This is a genomic window from Catenovulum sp. SX2, from assembly GCF_052056295.1.
Classification (GTDB): Bacteria; Pseudomonadota; Gammaproteobacteria; order Enterobacterales; family Alteromonadaceae; genus Catenovulum.
On sequence record NZ_CP182493.1, the window covers coordinates 44,971 to 64,579 of the forward strand.

Genomic DNA, 19,609 nt, shown 5'->3' on the forward strand with positions numbered 1-19,609 from the left:
TCCTGTTATAATTTTTCTGCTTCAATCAGCAGATCAGTTAACGGTTCACTACAGCAAGGTAAAAATTCACCACGGCGAACAAATGCCAATGGCTCTTTTGGGTAATTAACTTCGCCTTCAACTAAAACTGTTCGGCAAGCACCACAATAGCCATCACGACAATGGTAGTGAACTTCTAAATCTTGAGATTCGATATATTCGAGCAGGGATTGGCAGCCGGATGATGTGTAATTGCTGTAATCAACCCGGCATTGAATTTTTTCGGACATAATGCGAACTGTTTATTACAGTTCGAAATCCCCGAAGTCGTCAGTATTTAACTCGCTGTCAATTTGACCTACTAAATATGAGCTAATTTCAGCTTCTTGCGGAGCAACTTGAACATTGTCACTGACCAACCAAGCATTAATCCAAGGGATTGGATTTTGCGTTTGGCCAAATATTGCTGGCAAGCCGATTGCGGTCATACGGGTATTGGTAATGTATTCAACGTATTGGCACAGAATTTCTTTGTTTAAGCCGATCATTGAACCATCTTTAAATAAGTACTCAGCCCATTCTTTTTCTTGCTCAGCGGCAGCTCTAAAAATACCAATGACTTCTTCGCGGCATTCTAAGGCTATTTCTGCCATGTCGTTATCATCTTGGCCATCCGCCATAATGTTTAACATGTGCTGTGTACCAGTTAAGTGCAGAGCTTCATCACGTGCGATTAATTTGATGATTTTAGCATTACCTTCCATCAATTCACGTTCAGCAAAAGCAAAACTACAGGCAAAGCTGACATAAAAGCGAATGGCTTCTAATACGTTAACCGCAGCAATACATAAGTAGGTTAGTTTCTTAAGTTCACGTACTGACACATTGATAATTTGGTCATCAACTTCATATTGGCCTTCACCACGTGTGTGATAAAGTTGGCACGCGAGAATTAATTGATCGTAATAAACTGAAATATCTTTAGCGCGTTTTAAGATATGTTCATTGACAACTATGTCATCAAAGACTAATCCAGGCTCATTAACAATATTACGAATAATATGTGTGTATGAGCGGCTATGAATAGTTTCACTGAAAGCCCAAGTTTCGATCCAAGTTTCTAATTCAGGCAACGACACTATTGGCAATAATGCGACGTTAGGTGAGCGCCCTTGAATACTGTCTAATAAAGTTTGGTATTTCAGGTTACTTAAAAAGACATGTCTTTCATGATCAGAAAGCTTTTGAAAATCTGAACGGTCACGGCTGACATCAACTTCTTCAGGTCGCCAGAAAAAGCTTAACTGCTTTTCAATTAGGCGCTCAAAAATAGGGTGCTTTTGTTTGTCGTAGCGTGCAACATTCACTAAATTACCAAAAAACATTGGCTCATTTAGATAATCTGTATTGTTTTTATTAAATGTTGTGTAACTCATAGGCCGTACAAATTCTCTTTTAAAGACAAAAAAGCCGTGGGCAATACACACGGCCTTTATAATTAACTACAAAATTGTTTTATATTTTACAAGCGCCGCCGGCACAGTCATCATCTTGTGCTTTAGCTTCTTTTTGTGGATCTTCTGCACCATCACGTGTGTTATGGTAGTACAGAGTTTTCACACCTAACTTATACGCATACAACAAGTCTTTTAATAATTGTTGCATTGGTACTTTACCACTTGGGAATTTAGTTGGATCGTAGTTAGTATTCGCAGAGATAGTTTGGTCAATAAACTTCTGCATAATAGCAACTAAGCCTAAGTAACCTTGGTTGTTTGGAATAGACCACAACAACTCATACTGGTTTTTAAGTTTTTCGTATTCAGGTACAACTTGACGCAAAATACCGTCTTTACTTGCTTTTATACTGACAAAACCACGCGGTGGTTCAATACCATTAGTCGCATTGGAAATTTGCGAAGACGTTTCTGAAGGCATTAATGCAGATAAAGTCGAGTTACGTAAACCGTGCTCTTTTATGCTGCTACGTAATGCTTCCCAATCTAAATGTAATGGCTCGTCACAAATGCTATCTACATCTTTTTTGTAAGTGTCGATAGGTAAAATACCTTGCGAGTAAGTCGTCTCATTAAATTTAGGACACGCGCCTTTTTCTTTGGCTAACTCGTTTGAAGCTTTTAACAAGTAGTATTGAATGGCTTCAAAGGTTTTATGCGTTAAGCCGTTGGCACTACCGTCTGAATATTTCACACCGTTTTTAGCTAAGTAGTAGGCGTAGTTGATTACACCAATACCTAATGTTCTGCGGTTAATACTTGAGTTAAATGCAGCTGGTACAGGGTAGTCTTGATAATCTAACAAACAGTCTAATGCACGTACTGCAAGTTCTGCTAAACCATCTAACTCATCTAAGTTTTCAATTGCACCTAAGTTGAATGCCGATAAGGTACAAAGCGCGATTTCTGCTTCTTCATCACTAATATTGTTTAGTGGCTTAGTTGGCAGTGCAATTTCTAAACATAAGTTACTTTGTTTAATTGGCGCAACTTTAGGATCAAACGGGCTATGGGTATTACAGTGGTCAACATTCTGTAAATAGATACGACCTGTGCTTGCACGCTCTTGTGCAAACAAACCAAATAGCTCGGTTGCTTTCAGTGATTTTTTACGAATTGACGGATCGTTTTCGTATTTAATGTATAACTCTTCAAACAAGTTTTGGTCAGCAAAAAATGCGTCATACAAACCAGGCACATCACTTGGGCTAAATAAGGTGATGTTCTCGTTTTTAATTAAACGTTGATACATTAAGCGGTTAAATTGTACGCCATAGTCTAAGTGACGAACACGGTTGTCATCTACACCACGGTTGTTTTTAAGTACAACTAATGATTCAACTTCTAAGTGCCATAAAGGGAAGAATAGGGTTGCTGCACCACCACGCACACCACCTTGTGAACAGCTTTTTACCGCTGTTTGGAAATGTTTGTAGAAAGGAATACAACCAGTATGGAATGCTTCACCACCGCGAATTGGGCTACCTAATGCACGGATGCGACCTGCATTAACACCAATACCAGCACGTTGGCTGACGTATTTTACAATTGCACTAGAAGTTGCATTGATTGAATCTAAGCTATCACCACACTCAATTAATACACAAGAGCTGAATTGGCGAGTCGGTGTACGTACACCCGACATAATGGGTGTAGGTAGAGAAATCTTAAACTGAGAAATTGCATCGTAGAAACGACGCACATAATCCATACGGGTATCTTTTGGATAGTTAGCAAATAAACATGCTGATACCAATACGTACAAATATTGCGGGCTCTCGTAAATATCGCCTGTTACACGGTTTTGAACAAGATATTTACCTTCTAACTGTTTAACCGCTCCATATGAGAAGTTTAAGTCGCGCATGTGCTCAACAAAATCATTCATCTGGTCGAATTCTTCACGAGAATAATCGGCTAACAAATGTTGATCGTATTTTCCTGCTTCACATAACTTAACTACGTGATCATATAAATGTGGTGGTTCAAACTGACCGTAAGCTTTTTTACGCAAATGGAAGATAGATAAGCGCGCTGCTAAATATTGATAATCAGGCGTTTCTTCACTGATCAAGTCAGCTGCTGATTTGATAATTGTTTCGTGAATGTCTTCTGTTTTAATACCGTCGTAGAACTGAATGTGTGATTTCATTTCTACTTGAGATACAGAAACATTGTTCAAACCCTTAGCCGCCCAAGTTACAACTTTATGTAACTTCTCTAGATCTAAAGGTTCTTTATTACCGTCGCGCTTAGTTACGAAGAGCTGGTCAGTCATTTGAGTCGTCAATCCTGATATTATATTTTTTATTTAGCCAATATTTCACAGTGCGACTAGAGCTTGGTTAAAACTCAGCCACAAGATGTGGGGCTAGTTAGCGGAATCAACACAAGATAATGAGGTTTTGCTCTGAAAGCAAGATTTGATTTTAGTTTAAATTTACATTTTTTTTGGCGTATATTTTGCGCGTTAGTAGTTGCTAACTTTTCATTAAAAGTAGACTAGTAGGTCAAGTGTTTTTGAATAAAAAAACCAGCTTTTTAATTGACCAATATCTTGTTTATTTTAGTTTGCGCTGTTTTATTAAGATTTGTTATATGAAAGAGTTTGCATTTAGCGGTTTGTTTACTGCTTATACAAACCGCTTAAATAATATCAACAATGGCGATTATTTAATGATTGAGACAAGTTCTGAAGGCTGTTCAATTATAAAATCAGCTTGCCATTCTTCTACTGGCAATTCGTCTTGAGTATAACCCCAGTTCGCTATAAATGTTTGCATGCATGCGCGGTTACCAGCTTCTATATCACGCAATGCATCACCAACATACCAAGTTTGTTGTGGGTCAATTTGCATGTGTTTACATGCGTGAAATAGCGGCTCTGGATCTGGCTTTCTCACTGTTAACGTATCGCCAGAAACATTAATTTTTGAATGTTTAAACTCTGGATATTTAGTTAATAATACGTCAGTCAAAAAAGCCGGTTTATTGGTCACAACACCCCATAATATGTTTTGTTGATTGAGCATTTCCAATGTCTCTGCCATACCTGCAAAAAAATCTGTATGGGTACTGATATTATTCAGGTAATAATCCAAAAAAATACCGCGTAGTTTTTCAACTTCATAAGACTGCCAGTTTTCACCTAGGCCTAATTTGAGTAATCCCAAGGCACCGTGCGAGGCGACCGGTCTGTATTGCTCATATGACACACTTGGCATATCAAGTGTTGATAACACATAGTTTAGCGTTTCACCTAAATCTTTAGCCGTGTCTAATAATGTGCCATCTAAATCAAATAAAATACCCTGAGGTTTAGTTAAAGTTTTTGCGCGCATAAAATATAGTTCACTGCCAAATCATTATTAATTGAAAATTTTTGGGTAAGCGGATTGAAATGAATACCGTTAGCTTTTTTAACTTTACAGTTATTTTGTTCAATCATACCTATTACTTCTGAAGGCTTTAAAAATTTGTCGTGTTCGTGTGTACCTTTAGGTACAAGGTTGAGCACATATTCAGCCGCAACTATACCCAATAAATAGCTACGTAAGGTACGATTTAATGTTGATACAAATAAGTAGCCACCAGGTTTTAATGTACTTATTGCCGCTTGTAAAATACTTGCCGGATCGGGTACATGTTCGAGCATTTCTAAACTGGTGACAATGTCAAAGGTTTCGAGGTGTTCTGGGGCGAAGTCTTCAATCAATCCTTGATGATAATTTATCGATAAAGCAGATTCTTGTGCATGATGTTTTGCGACTTCAACCGATTGAGGTGCTGGCTCTAGTCCGGTAACTTGGCCACCTCGTTGTGCTAGCGCTTCAGCTAAAATGCCACCGCCGCTGCCAACATCCAATATCTTTTTGCCAAATAAACCGCTGGCACAATCTTCAATGTACTGCACTCGATATGGGTTCATTTTATGCAAAGGTGCAAATTCACCATCAAGATCCCACCATTTATCCGCAATGGCGTTAAATTTCTCTATTTCTGTTGGGTCTATATTGCTCAATTTTGTTGCTCTAGCTGAGGTTTAATATGCCCATTATAAAAATTTACAGGGTGGCGACAAGTTAAAGCGTATTTTTTCAATGGTATGCGCCGTGGTTTGTGGTAGAATTGCCCGCTAAAAAACGGTGACTCAAAAAACCGTATGCGAAAAAAGCAAGTATAACAACTAGGGAAATATCCTATTTATGAACGATTTGGCGAAAGAAATACTTCCAGTCAATATTGAAGATGAGCTAAAAAACTCATACTTAGACTACGCAATGAGTGTAATCGTTGGGCGTGCTTTGCCCGACGTTCGAGATGGATTAAAACCAGTTCACCGTCGCGTATTATTTGCGATGAACGAACTTAAAAACGACTTCAACAAACCGTATAAAAAATCTGCGCGTATTGTTGGTGACGTAATTGGTAAATATCACCCGCATGGTGATAGTGCAGTTTACGACACAATCGTTCGTATGGCTCAGCCATTCTCACTGCGTTATATGTTAGTTGATGGTCAAGGTAACTTTGGTTCGGTAGATGGTGACTCTCCAGCTGCTATGCGTTATACCGAAGTTAGAATGGCTAAAATCGCTCATTCATTACTTGCTGATCTCGAAAAAGAAACAGTTGATTTTGTACCTAACTATGACGGTACAGAACACATCCCAGAAGTTTTACCAACTCGTTTGCCTAACTTATTAGTGAATGGTTCTTCAGGTATAGCTGTTGGTATGGCGACCAATATTCCACCGCACAACTTAAATGAAGTGATAGGTGGCTGTTTAGCCATGATTGAAAACCCAGACATTTCAATTGAAGAATTAATTGAAATTATCCCTGGTCCTGATTTCCCTACAGCAGCAATTATTAGCGGTCGTTCAGGTATTGAACAAGCTTATCGTACCGGTCGCGGTAAAATTTATATTCGTGCACGCGCTGAAATTGAAGTAGCAGATAATGGTCGTGAAACCATTGTTGTTCACGAAATTCCATATCAAGTGAACAAAGCTCGCCTTATTGAAAAAATGGCAGAGCTTGTTAAAGAAAAGCGTATCGATTCAATTTCAGCTTTACGTGATGAATCTGACAAAGACGGTATGCGTATTGTTATTGAAGTTAAACGTGGTGAATCAGGCGAAGTCTTACTTAACCACTTATATTCATTAACCCAAATGCAGGTTGTTTTTGGTATTAACATGGTTGCGCTTGAAAACAACCAGCCAAAAATCTTCAACCTAGTTGATATGCTGAAAGCTTTCCTTAACCACAGAAGGGAAGTTGTTACCCGTCGTACTATCTTCGAATTACGCAAAGCGCGCGAACGTGCCCACGTATTAGAAGGTTTAGCAATTGCACTTGCTAATATCGACCCAATTATCGAATTAATTAAACGTTCACCATCACCAGCTGAAGCGAAGAAAGGTTTAGTAGATACACCTTGGGCGTTAGGTGATGTTGCTGAAATGCTAGAGCGTGCAGGTACACATGCAGCGCGTCCAGAATGGTTAGAAGATCATTATGGTATTCGTGATGGTATGTACCATTTAACTGAGCAACAAGCTCAAGCAATTCTAGACTTACGTTTACATAAATTAACAGGTTTAGAGCACGAAAAAATCTTAGACGAATACAAAGCCTTATTAGATGAAATAGCCGAGTTGTTATATATCTTATCTAGCTCAGTTCGTTTAATGGAAGTGATTCGTGATGAATTATTAGCAGTTAAAGAAGAGTTTGGTGATGAGCGTCGCACAGAAATTACTGCTGCGGCTCACGACATCAATATGGAAGACTTAATTGCAGAAGAAAATGTGGTTGTGACCTTATCGCATGAGGGTTATTGTAAATATCAACCATTAACTGAATACGAAGCACAACGTCGTGGTGGTAAAGGTAAAGCTGCAACTCGCATGAAAGATGAAGATTTCATCGAGAAATTATTGATTGCCAATACGCATGACACCATTTTATGTTTCTCGGATCGTGGTCGTTTATATTGGTTGAAAGTTTATCAGCTACCTTTAGCTACTCGAACAGCGCGTGGTAAACCAATCGTCAACTTATTACCTTTAGAAGAAGGTGAGCGTATCAGTGCTATTTTACCTGTACGTGAATACGAAGAAGACAAATATATCATTATGGCAACTGCCAATGGTACGGTTAAGAAAACAGCGTTAACTGAATATTCGCGCCCACGTGCTAACGGTATTATCGCACTTAACTTAAATGATGGTGACCATGTAATTGGTGTTGATATCACTCATGGTGACAGCGACATTTTATTATTCTCAGACGCAGGTAAAGTTGTACGCTTTAACGAGCAGCAAGTTCGTCCTATGGGTCGTACAGCGACTGGTGTTCGTGGTATTAAGTTAGACGATAGCCAAACAGTTGTTTCAATGATAGTGCCACACAGTGATGGGGCAGTATTAACAGTGACAGAAAATGGTTATGGTAAACGTACCCCATTAGATGAATATCCGGCTAAAAGCCGCGCAACTTTAGGTGTTGTTTCTATTAAAGTTAGCGAACGTAATGGTGCGGTTATTGGTGCTGTTCAAGTTAACGACGGTGACGAAATTATGATGATCACCAATAAAGGTACGCTAGTCCGTACTCGTGTTGGTGAAGTTTCTATTATTGGCCGTAACACTCAAGGTGTTCGCTTAATTAGAACCGCAGAAAGTGAATTAGTAGTTGGTTTACAGCGCATTGATGAAGTTGAAGAAGATGAAACTTTAATTGACGATGCTGAAATTGTTGAAGGTTCTGAAGAAGCTGAAGCACAAGCGCCAGCAGCAACAGATGCAGACAGCGACCAAGATACAGATTCTCAAGAATAGATTGTTAGAGATTTAAGATAAATGACCAAAAAAGTTTTTAACTTTTGTGCAGGCCCGGCTATGTTGCCGCAGCCTGTTATGCAACTTGCACAACAACAACTGGTTAATTGGAACGACATGGGCGTTTCAGTCATGGAAATAAGCCATCGCAGCAAAGATTATATTGCTGTAGCTGAGCAAGCAGAAAAAGATCTGCGTGATTTAATGGGTATTTCTGAAGATTACTCAGTGTTGTTTATGCACGGTGGTGGCCGTGGTCAGTTTGCAGCTGTGCCTATGAACCTTTTAGGTGCGGGTGAAGAAGCTGATTATGTATTAACAGGTTCTTGGTCTAAATCGGCTTTTACTGAAGGCCAAAAATACGGTCAAATTAACCTAGCTGCTGATACTTATGTAAATGATGCTGGCGAGCGCTCAGTGTTACCGTTTGAGCAATGGCAATTAAGCGACAAAGCGCAATATGTCCATTATTGTCCAAATGAAACAGTAGATGGCGTTGAATTCAACTACATACCAGAAGTTGATAAACCTTTAGTTGCCGATATGTCTTCGTGCATTTTATCGCAAGAAATTGATGTATCGAAATTTGGCATAATCTACGCAGGTGCGCAGAAAAACATTGGCCCTTCTGGTTTAGCTATCGCGATTGTTCGTAAAGACTTAATTGGCAAGGCAAATGGCTTTACACCATCTATTTACGATTATGCAGTTCAAGCACAAAACGATTCAATGTTTAATACACCACCAACTTATGCCTGGTATTTAGCAGGTTTGGTATTTAAGTGGTTAAAAGAACAAGGCGGCGTTGCAGCCGTACAAAAAATAAACGAACAAAAAGCTGCTCATTTATATAATTTTATTGATAGCAGTGAATTTTATTCTAACCAAGTCGCAAAGCAGTACCGTTCAAAAATGAACGTACCCTTTATGTTAAAAGACGAAGCATTAAATGCTAAGTTTTTGGCACAATCTGAGCAAGCTGGTTTATTAGCTCTTAAAGGCCATAGATCAGTCGGCGGCATGCGTGCAAGTATTTATAATGCTATGCCTCTAGAAGGTGTCGAAACACTTGTAAACTTTATGCAGGATTTTGCCCAAAAGAACGGCTAATACAAAAAGAAGAGGATAGGGATGACGGATCAAGTACCGGTCATTACCATAGATGGCCCAAGTGGTGCGGGTAAAGGCACCATTAGCAAATATATCGCAGATAAATTAGGCTGGCACTTTTTAGATAGCGGCGCAATTTATCGAGTTTTGGCGTTGGCGACTATTCACCATGATATAGATCCAACAGATGAAGACTCAGTTGCGCCACTTGCGTCCGTATTGGATGTACATTTTAAATCGTCTGCTGATGGCAATGAAACACGTGTCATTTTAGAAGGCGAGGATGTGACAGGCTCTATTCGCAACGAAAAAGTAGGCGCGGTTGCTTCAAAAGTTGCCTCGTTGCCACGTGTTCGTGAAGCTTTATTACGCCGCCAACGTGCTTTTAAAGAAGCTCCAGGGTTAGTTGCTGATGGTCGCGATATGGGCACAGTTGTCTTTCCAAGTGCAGAAGTTAAGATATTTTTGACTGCAAGTGCACAAGAAAGGGCAAAAAGACGTTATCTACAGTTGAAAGATAGCGATCCTACAGTTAAAATTGAACATCTTTTAGCCGACATACAGGCAAGAGACGAACGCGACTCAAATCGTAGCGTTTCACCTTTGGTTGCAGCTAAAGATGCATTAGAAATTGATTCAACTTCAATGTCTATCGACGAGGTTGTTGACACTGTTTTTCGCTATATGCAAGAAAAGCTCGGTCAATAAACTTTTGTAGTTGAGTCAGGAAATTGGCTAAGGATTGCCAATTAATATTAACAACCCTGAGTTATTTGGATTTAACTCGGATTACCATTCAAGAAAACTTTATATATGACTGAAAGTTTTGAACAGCTTTTTCTAGAAAGCTTAAACGAAATCGAAACCCGTCCTGGTGCCATCGTTAAAGGTACTATCGTAGCAATCCAAAAAGACGTTATCTTAGTTGATGCTGGCTTAAAATCAGAAGCAGCTATCCCTGTTGAGCAATTTTACAATGCTCAAGGTGAAGTAGAAGTTAGCGTTGGTGACGAAATTGATGTTGCATTAGATGCAGTTGAAGACGGTTTCGGTGAAACTATTCTTTCTCGTGAAAAAGCTAAGCGTCACGAAGCTTGGATCCGTTTGGAAAAAGCTTGTGAAGACAGCGAAACTGTTGTTGGTTTAATCAGTGGTAAAGTTAAAGGTGGCTTCACAGTTGAAGTTGAAGGCATCCGCGCTTTCTTACCAGGTTCTTTAGTAGATGTACGTCCAGTACGTGATACTACTTATTTAGAGAATGCTGAATTAGAATTCAAAGTTATCAAGTTAGATCAAAAACGCAACAACGTAGTTGTTTCTCGCCGTGCAGTTATCGAACAAGAAACTAGCGCAGAGCGTAGCGAATTGTTGGCTAACTTAGAAGAAGGCCAAGAAGTAACTGGTATCGTTAAGAACTTAACTGACTACGGTGCATTCGTAGATTTAGGCGGTTTAGACGGTCTATTACACATCACTGATATGGCTTGGAAACGTGTTAAACACCCAAGCGAAATCGTTAACGTTGGTGATGAAATCACAGTTAAAGTATTGAAATTCGACAAAGATAAGTCTCGCGTATCATTAGGCTTGAAGCAATTAGGTAGCGATCCTTGGTCTGAATTAGCAGCACGTTTCCCTGAAGGTTCTAAACTAGAAGGCCGTGTAACTAACTTAACTGACTACGGTTGTTTCGTTGAAATCCAAGAAGGCGTTGAAGGTCTTGTTCACGTTTCTGAAATGGATTGGACTAACAAAAACATCCACCCATCTAAAGTTGTTAACTTGGGTGACAATGTTCAAGTTATGGTACTTGAAATCGATGAAGAACGTCGTCGTATTTCATTAGGTCTTAAGCAATGTAAAGCTAACCCTTGGGAAGAGTTCGCTAAGAACTTCGCTAAAGGCGACCAAGTGTCTGGTAAGATCAAGTCAATCACTGACTTTGGTATCTTCATTGGTTTAGACGGTGGCATCGATGGTCTTGTTCACTTATCTGACATTTCTTGGAATGTTGCAGGTGAAGAAGCAGTTCGTAGCTACAAGAAAGGTGAAGAGTTAACTGCTGTAGTATTACAAGTGGATGCAGAGCGTGAGCGTATCTCTCTTGGTATTAAGCAAATTGACGAAGACCCATTCACTAACTACCTAAATGCTAATAAGAAAGGTGCTGTTGTAACTGGTACTGTTACTGCAGTTGACGCCAAAGGCGCAACTATCGAATTAGCTGACAGTGTTGAAGGTTATGTACGTGTAAGCGATATTTCTCGTGAGCGCGTAGAAGACGCTTCTGCTGAATTGAACGTTGGTGATGCTGTTGAAGCTAAATTCATGGGCGTAGATCGCAAAAACCGTGTTGTTAGCTTATCAATAAAAGCTAAAGACGAAGCTGAAGAAAAAGCTGCCGTTGAATCTGTAAATAAACAACAAGATTCAGGTAATTTCAGCAACGCTATGGCTGAAGCATTTAAAAACGCTCAAAAAGGCGAATAAAATCAAATAAGAGAGTAGAATTTCTACTCTCTTTTTCCCTTCCTTTGTTATACTTTGGTAGTGACCCCTTAAATTAGACCGGAGTATCAAAATGACCAAGTCTGAACTAATAGAATTAATGGCATCAAAACAACCTTCTTTACAATTAAAAGATGTGGAGTCTGGTGTTAAAGAATTGCTTGAATATATGGCTCAATCTCTTGCAGACGGCGACCGAATCGAAATCCGTGGTTTTGGTAGTTTCTCTTTACACTTCCGTGCACCAAGAACAGGTCGTAATCCTAAAACCGGTGAATCGGTAGAGTTAGAAGGCAAACACGTCCCTTACTTTAAACCAGGTAAAGAATTACGTGAACGCGTTAATGCGAGTTTAGACGCTTAATTTCAAAAGGACTGATTTTGAAAACAGCGCTTTATTTATTAGTAGCTATTGTTCTAGCTGGTATTTTATTATTGTTGTCCAGTTATAATACCAGCCAGATCGAGCTCAACTACTTATTAGCTGTAAAATCTATGCCGCTAGCTGTAGCTCTAGCGCTATTCCTGTTTATTGGTGTAATGTTATCGTCCATTGTTTGGGCTATTTATGCTTTTAAACTGAGATATCAATTACAAAAACGCAATTGGAAAATAAATAAGCTTAATCGAGAAATCGAAATGCTCAGATTGCAAATTAAAGATCAATAAATGCCTGAAATTTTATTTTTGCTCCTACCTGTAGTCGCTTGGTACGGCTATATCATGGGACGTAATAGCTTTCGCAAAGAGCAATTAAAACAGCATGAAAAAATTAACCAAGACTTCTTATCTGGTTTGAATCTTTTCTTAAATAATCAGCGCGACAAAGCCATTAATGTTTTAATTGAAAACCTTGAAGTTAATAACGAAACCTTTACCACTCATATCGCCCTAGGCAAACTCTTTAGAGCGAAAGGCGAAAACGACCGCGCGATAAAAATCCATCAATTTTTAGCTAAACAAGACGTTTTAAGCCCAGAACAACGTCGCACCTCCATTATGCAATTGGCGCGCGACTATATAGATTGCGCTTTATACGACAGAGCAGAAGCTTTGTTGTTACCTTTATTAGACGATAAACAATGTGCTCGAGAAGCGCGAGTTATGTTGTCGCGTGTTTACCAAGTGTTTAAAGACTGGCAAAAAGCCTATGACATGATTGAACCTGTTGAAGTTTTGGAGGGTGAAAACTTTTCCAATACTAAAGCATACTTATTGTGTGAACTTGCTTCATTGCAACAAGGCGAAATCAAAGCGCAGATGCTTATTAAAGCCATTGCTTTGCAAACTAATTGTGCACGGGCGTATTTAGAGTTGGTTGAACACTACGCTGCTAATAAAGCCTATAATCAGGCGCATGACTGTGCGTTAGAGCTGGCTAAACAGTGTCCTGAATTTGCCGTGTTGTTAATGGATAAAATTGATACTTTTATTCAAGATGAACAGAGTAAATTAGCGTTTTTAGAACAAATTGGTCAAATCACCAGTAGTACGGCCGTGGTTGCGCAAATAGCTGATATTTACCAAAATCAAAGTAAAAACTCTGAAGCACGCAAAAAAGTACTACAACTTTTAGAAAAACATGCAACCATCAACGGATTTGCTCATCTATTACATTTAAACGCTAAAAAAATTGACTCACCTGAAGCACAACAAATGATGCTGAATTTAGAAGGTATGGTGAGAAACAAATTAAAACAGTTACCTAAGTTTGAATGTGATCAATGTGGTTATCAAGGTAGCTTATTATTTTGGCAATGCCCGCGCTGCAAGCATTGGGGCAGTGTTAAACCTATTATTGGACTAACTGGAGATTAAACTTAATGAATATGACAGATTCACCCGTAGTTGTCGCTTTAGATTTTGATGATGCACATAAGGCTTTATCATTTGTCGAGCAAATTTCTCCAGAAGATTGTCGTTTGAAAGTAGGCAAAGAAATGTTTACCTACTTTGGCCCTGAATTCGTTAAAACACTAGTTAACAAAGGTTTTGACATTTTTCTAGACTTAAAATTTCACGATATTCCAGCGACTACAGCCAAAGCTTGTTTAGCTGCCGCACAGCTAGGAGTTTGGATGGTTAATGTACATTGTAGTGGTGGTACTACTATGATGCGGACTGCGCGTGAAATGCTTAATGACAACTGTGCTGTGCCACCATTATTGATTGGTGTGACTGTGTTAACTAGTATGGATGATAATGATATTCAGCAAATTGGCATTCAGCGCAATGCAGGTGAGCAAGTTATCGCATTAGCTGGGCTTGCTCAACAAGCTGGTTTAGATGGGGCTGTTTGCTCAGCGCAAGAAGCCTCAGTGTTAAAATCAACCTATGGTAGCGACTTTAAACTAGTCACCCCGGGTATTCGTCCGGCAGGTAGTGCAGTTGGCGACCAAAAGCGCATTATGACGCCAGTACAAGCTATTCAATCAGGCTCAGATTATTTAGTTATTGGCCGCCCGGTTACTCAAGCGGCAAATCCAAAACAAGTATTAACTGAAATCAATCAGTCCTTGTTAGGTTAAAAATCAGAGCTTTATTTGATTATCGCAACCTTGTTCATTAAGCAATTGGCTTATATTGTTCAAGGTTGTGCTTGCTATCGCTGCTAACGCTTCTTGAGTGAAAAAGCCTTGATGGCCTGTGATCAGTACATTCGGAAAAGTTAATAAGCGCTGAAAAACATCATCATCAATAATCTCATTGCTTAAATCTTCAAAAAATAAATTCGCTTCTTGCTCGTACACATCTAAACCAAGGTAAGCAATTTTTCGCGCTTTTAAACCTTTAATCATAGCGTCTGTGTCAATTAAACCACCTCGGCTAGTGTTGATAATCATTACACCATCGCGCATTTGTTCTAAGCTTTGTTGGTTAATCAAATGATGAGTTTGAGGGGTTAAAGGGCAATGTAAGCTGATAATATCTGAATTTTTATAAAGTTCATCTAAACTGACGTAGTTAACACCATCTATCTCAGTTTGTGTCGGATCAAAGGCTAAAATGCTACAGCCAAATCCATGTAAAATATTTATAGTTGCTTGGCCGATTTGTCCAGTGCCAATTATCCCAACCGTTTTGTTGAATAAGTTGAATCCTAATAAACCATTGAGTGAAAAGTTATCTTCTTTAACTCTGTTGTAGGCTTTGTGGAACTTGCGACTTAAAGTCAACATTAAACCGACTGTATGTTCAGCGACTGCTTGTGGGCTATAACTTGGTACACGACATATAGATAAGCCTAATTTATCAGCTGAGACTAAATCTACATTATTAAAACCAGCACACCTTAATGCAATTATTTTGCAGTTAAACTCTGCTAATTGCGTTAATACGGCTTCATTAACTGAATCATTTACAAACACACAGACAGCATCGAAACCCGTCTGACAGAGTTGAACACTATGCTCAGTTAGCGCAACTTCAAAATAATCAATTTGGCAATTTAACTCAGCTTTAAATTGCTCAAAATAAATTTTGTCGTAAGGTTTAGCACTAAACAGGGCAATCTTGATGGACATATTGAGCAACCTCGCTAGCAATTTTTTCTGGTGTAGTTGTTGAACCATAACGCTTAACAACTTCACCGTCTGGAGATACTAAAAATTTAGTAAAATTCCATTTAATTGATTCGCTGCCTAATAATCCCTTTTTTTGCTTCTTAAGATATTTAAAAAGTGGGTGGGCGTTTTCACCATTTACTTCTATTTTAGCAAATACAGGAAAGCTGACTTTATACATAAGGCTACAGAAACTTTGGATTTCGTCGTTTCTGCCAGGCTCTTGCTCACCAAATTGGTTACAAGGAAAGGCTAAAACTTGTAAGTTACCACCATGATCTTGTTGGAGTTTTTCTAAACCTTCATATTGCGGGGTAAAACCACAATGGCTAGCTGTATTAACAATCAACAACCATTTACCTTGGTAATGATTCAATGATGTTTGGTGGCCATTGGCTTTTTCAACAGAAAATTGATAGATATTTGACATAGTTCACTCCTTGAAGCCTTAATCTATCGGTATACTACGCCATTAAGGGGCTAGAAAGCAATCAAAGAAAACAGCATCATGCCGTTTTCTTTAACGTACGTTTTCTGCGCGCTTTTGTATGTTCAAAAGCAGGGTAGCCAAAATTATATAAACGTTGTTTTTTCCAATCTTTATATTTGCCTTCGTTCATATCATGCCCAAGTTCATCCCACTCTGCGCGAAACTGCACGGCAGTGCGATAGGCATGTAATTGCAACTCTGGTGAAAAATCCGTATAACCCAAAGAAAATGTTTTAACTGCAGGTTTGCCATTTTTTCGATAGCTTACCCAATAAAAGCGTTCTATTTCACCACGTCTTTTGTCCAATTTTTCTCGATAACCAACTCCATTGTAACCACAACTCGTGTTTGGATTTGGTTTATGCTTACGCTTAATCATATGGGTTGGGTACAAAGCTTTAAGTTGTTTATTGCGATTAATCGCAGCTTTTAAAGCTTTTTCAATTCCACCCCATTGTTTATACGAATAAAAACCACCTAGGTCTTTTTTATTGCGTATAAACCGCATCTGGCATCCTGAGTTACATGGGAAACTGATTCCGTGCGCGTCTTCATTCAGTATCACTTTCAGGTGATCTGGAATATAGTCAGGTACAGGCACAATGCATACTCATCTAATTGTCAATTTTTGTTTACCGCTTAAAAACATTAAAAAATGACAAGTCAATTTCAAAATGTTTAGCAAATCAGAAAATGAAAACCGCACGAATTTTACATGCTGTCACATTTATCTAAAATTTTAGACAAAAGATCCCCATTGTGTCTAATAATTTATCCTTAAATTTCGTTTAAATATTGATAAAGTGACTTTAATACCGCCATTTTCGTCGGATCGGCTGAGTGTTGTTCAGCTAATTGCTGAATTTGAGCTGCAAAGCTATTAATACTCAGGCCAAAAGTGCCACTGTCATCGGTTAACCTTTGCTGACAATGTGCCCGCCATTTAGCCTGTTCTTCTACTGAAAGTAGGTGAGGGTAGTTACGTCCTTTAAAACGAAACCATAAAGTTGAATAACGTTCATTTTCAAAATGAGGCTGAAATTCAGCTAACGCATCTACACGTTTTTGTTGAATTTGTTCCATCACTGCTTGGTCTGCATCAGAAGCAAAACCATCGTATAGCGCAAAATCAGCATCAACCGGAGCATCAAATTCCATAGACTCATACACTTGCGTAAGCTTTTCGCGAATTACTGGATTTTGTTTAATAAATGCCAGGTTATCTAAACACTGCTGTCTGTCTATTTTTAATCGCTCTGCATTTTCTGGTAACAAAGTTTTTGCTGTGGCGAGTACAGGGCATTTATTTAGATGAATCAGCTTAATAGGCAAACGCGATTCACCTTCAACAAATTCGCTGCTAGGTTTAAACATATTTTGTTTGATTTCATCAACCGACAAATTAACCAAAGGTTTTGGATCTAACGCTAGATTTAGCACTATCACCGCATTATTGTTAGTTGGATGCCAAGCAATAGGGCAAATCCAAGTGCAACAACCATGCTCGGCTTTTATTTTTGATGAAACATGCATTAATGGCGTTAGGTTATTAATGTCTATTAACTCAGCCAATTTGCGTTTATTGCGCATTTCAAAAATATATTGATACAGCTTAGGCTGTTTTTCTTTAATTAATCGCGCCATGGCAATGGTTGCCCGCACATCTGAAACTGCATCATGCGCATTTTCATGGGCTAAACCATTGGCTACGGTTAAATCTTCTAACTTAAAGCTAGGCGAACCATCTTCTTTTTTCGGCCAGTTTATACCTTCAGGCCTAAGCGCGTAACAGGTTCTGACTAAATCTATAATATCCCAACGGCTGTTACCGTTTTTCCACTCGCGCTCGTATGGGTTAAAAAAATTACGGTAAGCACTATAACGTGTTACTTCATCATCAAAGCGAATGGTATTGTAACCAGCGCTACACGTATTTGGTTTAGACATTTCAGCTAACACTTTTTGCATAAACTGATGTTCACACACACCTTTACGCTCGACTATTTGCGGCGTGATTTTTGTAATTAAACAAGCTTCAGGGTTAGGCAAATAATCCATTGGCAGTTTACAGAAATATTCTTTTGGCTCATCAATTTCGTTTAATTCTAAATCAGTGCGGATAGCAGCAAATTGCGATGGGTGATCTAGTTTAGGATTAGCCCCGAAAGTTTCATAATCGTGCCATAAAATGCTTGGCTGGTTGTTTTGCTTATTCATCAATAATTATTTTGTTAGCCATTCGTTTAGTTAACCCAATTATCCCTGTCGATGGAGGGCGACGCAACCACCAATTCTGCTACTAACTTATTCTTATCTTGGGTTATTGGAGAAATAGGCAATAACTAAGGATTTTCCGGCAAAAGCAAAGCGCATTCATTTCATACAATAGCCAGCAGGGTTTCAGCATATTTAAATTTGAGGTTGAGATGAAAATTGTAAACATTTCGCTTGCCATACTGGTATTCGGTGTCGCAGCTAGTTATTGGGGAATTAACTGCCATGCCAAAAGCAATTCCAATAGCTTAGCTGTTTCATCAGCTCCACCAACGACAGCTGTTGATGGGCTAATTTTACAGACTCAGTTGATAGATGAGGTGATGCAGGTATCTGGCCGTGTTGTTGCGTCTAAGTTTGCTGATATTCGACCACAAGTTGATGGAATAATTGTTCAGCGTTTATTCGAAGAAGGTCAGTATATAGAAAAAGGTACACAGTTATATCAAATCGACGATACCCAATACAAAGCTGGTTTAGCAATCGCTAAAGCTAACCTTGAGCATGCCAAAGCTGATTTTGCTTTGGCTGAAAGCCAAATACTGCGCTACAGCAATTTAATTAAACGAAATGCAATTAGTCAGCAAGATTTTGAAAACAGCCAAGCCGAACTACTTTTTAAAAAATCAGCGGTAGAAGTTGCTCGAGCTCAACTACAAATAGCCCAGCAACAGCTTGATTATACAAAAGTATATGCGCCTATTTCTGGCCATATTGGACGTTCTATGGTCACTGAAGGCACATTGCTTAGCGTAAGTCAGCCTCAAATACTGACCACAATTACCCAGCTTAACCCTGCAGTTGTTGATTTACAGGAAAGCCGTAAAAAGTCATTTAAGTTACAACAAACTTTATTAAAAGATAATCAACCTTTGGCTATGACGGTTCGTGCAGACACAGATTCGGGCAGTATTAGCAGTCAAGGGCAGGTAAAACTTGCAGAGCTGAGCATTCAACAAAGTACAGACACAGTTACTTTTCGTGGAGAAGTTGATAACAGCCACTTCTACTTTTTGCCCGGCACTTTCGTGACCGCACAAATTAACTTGGGCCAGTTTAATGCCATTTTAATCCCACAAAAATCTGCGATGTTAAATAGTTTAGGCAATCTCCAGGTGTGGTTAATCAACAAAGACAATCAGGCTTTTCCGCATGAATTAAATGTGCGTATGAGCTATCAAGATTATTGGGTGGTCGATTCTGGCATAAATGCAGGTGATAAAATTATCATCAGTGGTTATCAAAACTTAACGTCTGGCGACTTGGTCAAGCCAACTTTCATTAACGACCAATACGCGTTTAATTCTTAGTTGAGTAGAT

The 19,609-nt window shown here is 38.9% G+C and carries 18 protein-coding genes; 9 read left to right on the forward strand and 9 right to left on the reverse strand.

Translation table 11 applies throughout. The features are described from left to right. Positions 1 to 5: 5 nt before the first annotated feature. From yfaE to ubiG, 5 genes are all read right to left on the reverse strand, one after another. Positions 6 to 269, reverse strand: a complete 264-nt coding sequence (gene yfaE / locus ACMZOO_RS00235) for a class I ribonucleotide reductase maintenance protein YfaE (RefSeq protein ID WP_440904658.1) — start codon at positions 267 to 269, stop codon at positions 6 to 8. A 15-nt stretch (positions 270 to 284) separates the two neighbouring features. Next, positions 285 to 1,415: a class Ia ribonucleoside-diphosphate reductase subunit beta gene (gene nrdB / locus ACMZOO_RS00240; protein ID WP_016955921.1), complete on the reverse strand. Its 1,131-nt coding sequence runs from the start codon at positions 1,413 to 1,415 to the stop codon at positions 285 to 287. Positions 1,416 to 1,494: 79 nt separating this feature from the next. Beyond that, positions 1,495 to 3,774: a class 1a ribonucleoside-diphosphate reductase subunit alpha gene (gene nrdA, locus ACMZOO_RS00245; RefSeq protein ID WP_440904659.1), complete on the reverse strand. Its 2,280-nt coding sequence runs from the start codon at positions 3,772 to 3,774 to the stop codon at positions 1,495 to 1,497. 391 nt (positions 3,775 to 4,165) lie between these two features. Next, positions 4,166 to 4,837 (reverse strand): HAD family hydrolase, encoded by a 672-nt coding sequence (locus tag ACMZOO_RS00250; protein WP_440904661.1) that lies wholly within the window; start codon positions 4,835 to 4,837, stop codon positions 4,166 to 4,168. Continuing rightward, positions 4,819 to 5,517, reverse strand: a complete 699-nt coding sequence (ubiG, locus tag ACMZOO_RS00255; RefSeq protein WP_016955924.1) for a bifunctional 2-polyprenyl-6-hydroxyphenol methylase/3-demethylubiquinol 3-O-methyltransferase UbiG — start codon at positions 5,515 to 5,517, stop codon at positions 4,819 to 4,821. Before ubiG ends, ACMZOO_RS00250 begins: the two co-directional genes overlap by 19 nt. Before the next feature lie 184 nt (positions 5,518 to 5,701). On the opposite strand from ubiG, the gene gyrA reads away from it, so the two are divergent. From gyrA to pyrF, 8 genes are all read left to right on the forward strand, one after another. Next, complete coding sequence (gene gyrA / locus ACMZOO_RS00260; RefSeq protein WP_440904662.1) at positions 5,702 to 8,344, forward strand: DNA topoisomerase (ATP-hydrolyzing) subunit A; 2,643 nt, start codon at positions 5,702 to 5,704, stop codon at positions 8,342 to 8,344. A 21-nt stretch (positions 8,345 to 8,365) separates the two neighbouring features. Beyond that, positions 8,366 to 9,454 (forward strand): 3-phosphoserine/phosphohydroxythreonine transaminase, encoded by a 1,089-nt coding sequence (gene serC / locus ACMZOO_RS00265; RefSeq protein ID WP_440904664.1) that lies wholly within the window; start codon positions 8,366 to 8,368, stop codon positions 9,452 to 9,454. Between the two features lie 21 nt (positions 9,455 to 9,475). After that, positions 9,476 to 10,162, forward strand: coding sequence for a (d)CMP kinase (gene cmk / locus ACMZOO_RS00270; RefSeq protein WP_440904666.1), 687 nt, complete (start codon positions 9,476 to 9,478; stop codon positions 10,160 to 10,162). 105 nt (positions 10,163 to 10,267) lie between these two features. Continuing rightward, complete coding sequence (gene rpsA, locus ACMZOO_RS00275; RefSeq protein ID WP_016955928.1) at positions 10,268 to 11,944, forward strand: 30S ribosomal protein S1; 1,677 nt, start codon at positions 10,268 to 10,270, stop codon at positions 11,942 to 11,944. Positions 11,945 to 12,035: 91 nt separating this feature from the next. Beyond that, on the forward strand, positions 12,036 to 12,326 hold the full coding sequence (gene ihfB / locus ACMZOO_RS00280) for an integration host factor subunit beta (RefSeq protein WP_016955929.1): 291 nt from the start codon (positions 12,036 to 12,038) through the stop codon (positions 12,324 to 12,326). Between the two features lie 17 nt (positions 12,327 to 12,343). Beyond that, positions 12,344 to 12,631, forward strand: coding sequence for a lipopolysaccharide assembly protein LapA domain-containing protein (locus tag ACMZOO_RS00285; protein WP_016955930.1), 288 nt, complete (start codon positions 12,344 to 12,346; stop codon positions 12,629 to 12,631). Beyond that, complete coding sequence (locus tag ACMZOO_RS00290; protein WP_440904668.1) at positions 12,632 to 13,780, forward strand: hypothetical protein; 1,149 nt, start codon at positions 12,632 to 12,634, stop codon at positions 13,778 to 13,780. Between the two features lie 5 nt (positions 13,781 to 13,785). After that, positions 13,786 to 14,490, forward strand: coding sequence for an orotidine-5'-phosphate decarboxylase (pyrF, locus tag ACMZOO_RS00295; protein ID WP_440904670.1), 705 nt, complete (start codon positions 13,786 to 13,788; stop codon positions 14,488 to 14,490). 3 nt (positions 14,491 to 14,493) lie between these two features. Here the strand turns inward: pyrF and ACMZOO_RS00300 are convergent, their stop codons facing one another. The 4 genes from ACMZOO_RS00300 to sbcB form a co-directional block, all read right to left on the reverse strand. Continuing rightward, on the reverse strand, positions 14,494 to 15,486 hold the full coding sequence (locus ACMZOO_RS00300) for a 2-hydroxyacid dehydrogenase (protein WP_440904671.1): 993 nt from the start codon (positions 15,484 to 15,486) through the stop codon (positions 14,494 to 14,496). Further along, on the reverse strand, positions 15,461 to 15,955 hold the full coding sequence (locus tag ACMZOO_RS00305; RefSeq protein ID WP_016955934.1) for a glutathione peroxidase: 495 nt from the start codon (positions 15,953 to 15,955) through the stop codon (positions 15,461 to 15,463). The genes ACMZOO_RS00300 and ACMZOO_RS00305 overlap by 26 nt, the downstream gene beginning before the upstream one ends. Before the next feature lie 76 nt (positions 15,956 to 16,031). Continuing rightward, entirely contained in the window at positions 16,032 to 16,523 is a 492-nt protein-coding gene (locus ACMZOO_RS00310; RefSeq protein WP_016955935.1) for a hypothetical protein, read from the reverse strand. 269 nt (positions 16,524 to 16,792) lie between these two features. Continuing rightward, complete coding sequence (gene sbcB / locus ACMZOO_RS00315) at positions 16,793 to 18,232, reverse strand: exodeoxyribonuclease I (protein ID WP_440904672.1); 1,440 nt, start codon at positions 18,230 to 18,232, stop codon at positions 16,793 to 16,795. 209 nt (positions 18,233 to 18,441) lie between these two features. Between sbcB and ACMZOO_RS00320 the strand changes: the two genes are divergently transcribed. After that, a complete protein-coding gene (locus ACMZOO_RS00320) occupies positions 18,442 to 19,599 on the forward strand; it encodes an efflux RND transporter periplasmic adaptor subunit (protein WP_440904673.1) in 1,158 nt (385 codons plus the stop codon). Positions 19,600 to 19,609: the final 10 nt, after the last annotated feature.